Origin of the sequence: uncultured Rothia sp., assembly GCF_937976295.1 — a bacterium.
Lineage (GTDB): Bacteria > Actinomycetota > Actinomycetes > Actinomycetales > Micrococcaceae > Rothia.
On sequence record NZ_CALJRY010000359.1, the window covers coordinates 1 to 4,286 of the forward strand.

The following is a 4,286-nucleotide window of genomic DNA, read 5'->3' on the forward strand; positions in this document are numbered from 1 at the left end:
TTGTGGCGTCGAAGGCTCGCGATAATTCGCGTGTGCCGATGCAGTGGACCGCAGACCCGGCAACCGCCGGGTTCGGTTCCGCGTCGCCGTGGCTGGCGCCCGCCCCGGTGCGTGATGCGGCGACCGGTGCCGGCATTTCGGTGGAGGATGAGGAGCGTGACGGCGTGATTCTGCCCTACTACCGCTCTCTGATTGCTCTGCGTAAGCAGTACCCGGTCATCTCTGCGGGTTCGTACGCGCCCTACGCGCTGGATCACGAGCGGGTGTTTGCGTACCTGCGTGAACTGCCCGCCGATGGTAGCCGCCCGGTGCAGCGTCTGCTGGTGCTGACGAACTTCTACGGTGAGCCGACCGAGGTTGAGGTTCCGGCTGAGTTCGTTCGTTCAGGCCGCGTGCTGGTGTGTAATTACAAGAATTCTGCAGTGGATTCCATTGCGGTCGATTCCGCTGCGACGGATTCTGCTGAAACGGTGATGCTGAGCCTGCGCCCCTACGAGGCTCTGGCGCTGCTGATTGAGGGCTAAAAGCGGTTCCGCGCCTCTCCCCTAGCCTGTGGGGCGGGATGATATAAACTGACCTGGCAATATTCTATTTCTAGAATATTCCCAGGTCGGTTTTGTTTATACCATTCCTGCAGAGGAATTTATAAATCCTGCCAAGCGGACTCTTAGAAGCCCTGCTCGTTCAGCCAGGTAGCCGCCGCCTGCGCGGGCTCCTGCTTAGAGGTACCCGAAACACGGTCGTTGAGGGTACGCAAATCGGAGGTGGTCAACTTTGCCGAGACACGATTCAGAACCTCCACCGCCAAGTCGGGAACTCGCGACGTATTGATAATGGGCAGCACCTGCTGAGCCAGAATCATATTCTTCGGGTCCTCCAGCACCACCAGCTGATTCTGCTCAATCGCGGGCGTGGTCGAGTAGAGGTCAACCACCTGCACGGTGTCATCCAGCAGAGCCTTGACGGTCAGCGCGCCACCACCATCCGAGAGGGGCACGAACTCGGCGGGGACGCATCCGTATTTCTCTTTCAGGCCCGGGATACCGTAGGCGCGCTCGGCGAATTCCGGGGCGGCGCCGAGCTTCAAATTCGTACAGTGGGAGGCGAGGTCTTCAAGGCTTCGCAGACCGTACTTCTGGGCGGTCTGCGCGGTGACCACGAGCGAGTCCTTGTCCTCCGCCTCAGAGGCGTTGAGGGCGCGAATTTCAGCCCCGGAGGTGCCGGTCGAGAGCGTTCCGAGGGCGGCGGGTAGTGCCTGCAGAATCTGCTCGGCGGTTGAGGCGGTTGCCTGCGGGTCGAGGTAAAGCAGCAGGTTTCCGGAATAGTCCGGGATAACGTCCACCGCACCGGAGGCGAGTGCCCCCAGGTACGCCTCGCGGGCGCCGATGCTCAGCTGGGTGCGGGCGTTGAATCCCGCGCGTGCGAGGGCTCCAGCGTAGATTTCAGCGAGAATCTGGGACTCGGCGAAGGCCGCTGAGCCGACGATGATTCCTTCGTGTTCGCCGCTGAAGACTTTGTCGCCACTGAGCCCGCAGGCACTAAGAATGCCCGCCAAGCCGAGCGCTCCCGCGGCGGCTAGGGCGGTGCGGCGAGATACTGTACGACGAGATACAGCGCGGCGCGTGAAGGTTTGAGGCGTCTGATTCATCGGGTTCATGCCTTCTTCCGGTTGATGGTGAGCCCCGCAGGAGTGAGCGCACGCTGCACGAGGCCCATGAGCGCATCCACGGCGAAGGCGAGAAGCGCCACGAGCAGGGTTGCGACGAGCATACGCGGATAGTCGCGCACGGCGAGCCCGTCGAAGAGGTACCTGCCGAGGGTTCCGCCGCTCAGGTAGGCGACGATGGTCGCAGTCGCGATGACCTGCACGAGTGCGGAACGGAGCCCGCCGAGCATCATGTTGGCGGCGAGCGGGATTTCGAGGCGGGTCAGGATCTGCCATTCGGTCAGGCCTTGGGCGCGGGCCGCGTCCACGAGGTCTTCCGGCACGGCGGCGAGGCCTTCAAGAACTCCGGCGAGCAGGGGTGCCGCCGCAATAATAATGAGCACGATGAGGGCGGGCAGGGTTGAGACGCCCAGCCAGAGCGCCAGGATGGTGAGCAGACCGAGCGCGGGCAGTGCGCGGGTGGCGGCAACGGCGCTCATGAGCAGGTTGCTGCGGCGGTTCGTGCCGTCGGAGGGTCGGTGGTGTCCAGCCCAGAGGCCAAGGGGCACGACGATGAGTGCCGCGCAGGCGGTGGCGAGGGCGGTAACGCTCAGGTGTTCGAGCAGGCGCACGAGGATTCCGCCGTTTCCCTGCCAGTTGGCGCCGTCCATGAGGTAGGCGAAGGTTCGTTCTATGACGTTCACGGGTTATGCCTTCCTTTCGGGGCTGCGGCGGTGCTTAACCGTAGCCGCCTGCCAGGGTGTAAGCGCCCTCGTCAGAAGGATAAGGAGCAGGTCGAGAACCAGCGCCAGCAGCAGGCTAAGAATCACGCCAGCCAGGATCTCCGAGGGGATATTGCGCGCGAGCCCATCGGTGAAGAGCGTGCCGAGCGAGGGCACACCGATGAGGGCACCCACGGACACCATCGCAATATTTGCCACGGTTGCCACGCGGATTCCCGCCATGATGACGGGCACGGCGAGGGGCAGGTAGAGCTCCATCAGCGCCTGTCGGGGCGTGTATCCGAGGGCGCGGGCAGATTCGTGCACGCTATCGGGTACGGAGTCGAAGGCCTCCACACCGGAGCGCACCATGAGCGAGAAGGAGTAGATACTCAGGGCAACGAGCACGTTCAGCGGGGAAATAATAGAGGTTCCCAGAATGAGCGGCATCAGCACGAACAGCGCAATGGAGGGAATGGTGTACAGCAGCGAGGAGAGGTGCATGAGGGTTCGGGCACCGAGGCGACGCTCAGGTCGACGGTCGCGGCGACGGCTCGCGTAGTAGGCGACCGGCAACGCAACGAGGGCGCCAATCGCGACGGGCACGACGCCCTGGTAGAGGTGGCTGAGGGTCAGTTCGAGGATGCGCCGACTATTGGTGGCGACCCATTCCCAGTGCATATCGCTTGCAGCGAGGGGCTGCGCAGTGAGAGCTGGCACGGTGAGAAGTGGCGCCGCGAGCACAATATTTGTTAGAAGGCTCATTCGCTTTTCTCGCCTTCTGCCGTGCTACTCTGCGCTTCTTGCAAGGCGGCAAGTCGGCGTGCGCGCGCCTGGCGCACCGTCTGCTCATCCAGCAGACCGGCAACGGAGCGGCTTACGAAGGAGCGCACAAAATCATCGGCAGGGCTGTAGAGAATCTCTTCGGGAGTGCCGAACTGCGCGAGGCGGCCTCCCTCCGCGAAGACGGCGATTGTATCGCCGAGCAGAAGCGCCTCATCAATGTCGTGGGTAACGAACACGATTGTCTTGGCGAGTCGACCCTGCAGGCGCAGCAGCTCTTTCTGCAGGTCGGTACGCACTACCGGGTCCACCGCGGAGAACGGCTCATCCATCAGCAGGACGGGCGCATCCGCGGCGAGGGCACGCGCCACGCCAACGCGCTGCACCTGGCCACCCGAAAGCTGGGAGGGGTAGCGCTTCGCATACGAAGAATCCAGGCCGACCACTTCGAGCAGTTCGAGGGCACGGGCCTGCGCCTGTTTGCGGGAGGCACCGAGCAGGCGCGGCACGGTGGCAATATTCTGCGCAACGGTGCGGTGCGGCATGAGCCCACCCTGCTGCATCACGTAGCCAATGCCGCGGCGCAGCTCGTAGGGGTTCTTCTCGTGCACGTTCACGCCGTCAATGGTGATGGTGCCACTATTGGGCTCAACCATGCGGTTAATCATGCGTAGGCTAGTGGTTTTACCGCAGCCGGAGGGGCCGACGAACACGGTAATCTGACCGGCGGGAATGTGCAGGTTCAGGTTCTGTAGTACCGTGGTGGGTTCACCGGTTCGGCTCGGGTAGCTTTTGGTGATGTTATCAAAGCGAATTCCGCCTGTCTGAGCACCGCCGACAGCAGCATTTTTTGCCCAGGGAATTTGGGGTGAGCTCGGAATCTGAGGTGAGCTCTCCGGAAGCTGTGCATTGGGAGGCTGTGCATTGGGATTCTGAGCGGTCATGGGTGCGGGATGCTTTCTCGAGTGAGCGTGGCGTTGTTTCTGCATACAAAGTTGTCTCTGCATACAAAAAGGCGGCACCTTGGGGTTTTATTCCCAAGATGCCGCCTTGTCGACGGGTCGCACTATCTGCAACCCTCAAGTTTTTTAAAAACAAAACCCGCCCCACTGTAGAAGCCTGGAGGCGGATTTCGT

The 4,286-nt window shown here is 62.4% G+C and carries 4 protein-coding genes and 1 pseudogene; 1 reads left to right on the top strand and 4 read right to left on the bottom strand.

Annotated elements, in window-relative coordinates; genetic code table 11:
• A pseudogene (locus Q0216_RS09580) lies at positions 1–524 on the top strand (alpha,alpha-phosphotrehalase); the annotation flags it as partial.
• A gap of 143 nt (positions 525–667) precedes the next feature.
• On the opposite strand, the gene Q0216_RS09585 reads toward Q0216_RS09580, so the two are convergent.
• Genes Q0216_RS09585 through Q0216_RS09600 form a run of 4 tightly spaced genes read right to left on the bottom strand, consistent with a single transcriptional unit; the run spans position 668 to position 4,094 of the window.
• Positions 668–1,648: an ABC transporter substrate-binding protein gene (locus tag Q0216_RS09585; RefSeq protein WP_298594893.1), complete on the bottom strand. Its 981-nt coding sequence runs from the start codon at positions 1,646–1,648 to the stop codon at positions 668–670.
• 5 nt (positions 1,649–1,653) lie between these two features.
• On the bottom strand, positions 1,654–2,349 hold the full coding sequence (locus tag Q0216_RS09590; RefSeq protein ID WP_298594885.1) for an ABC transporter permease: 696 nt from the start codon (positions 2,347–2,349) through the stop codon (positions 1,654–1,656).
• Positions 2,350–2,352: 3 nt separating this feature from the next.
• Positions 2,353–3,132 (bottom strand): ABC transporter permease, encoded by a 780-nt coding sequence (locus tag Q0216_RS09595; protein WP_298594887.1) that lies wholly within the window; start codon positions 3,130–3,132, stop codon positions 2,353–2,355.
• On the bottom strand, positions 3,129–4,094 hold the full coding sequence (locus tag Q0216_RS09600) for an ABC transporter ATP-binding protein (RefSeq protein WP_298594890.1): 966 nt from the start codon (positions 4,092–4,094) through the stop codon (positions 3,129–3,131). The genes Q0216_RS09595 and Q0216_RS09600 overlap by 4 nt, the downstream gene beginning before the upstream one ends.
• Positions 4,095–4,286: the final 192 nt, after the last annotated feature.

Coding starts and splice junctions, on each gene's coding strand:
- Q0216_RS09595 (WP_298594887.1), bottom strand. CDS start 3,132: ATGAGCCTTCTAACAAATATTGTGCTCGCGGCGCCACTTCTCACCGTG.
- Q0216_RS09585 (WP_298594893.1), bottom strand. CDS start 1,648: ATGAATCAGACGCCTCAAACCTTCACGCGCCGCGCTGTATCTCGTCGT.
- Q0216_RS09600 (WP_298594890.1), bottom strand. CDS start 4,094: ATGACCGCTCAGAATCCCAATGCACAGCCTCCCAATGCACAGCTTCCG.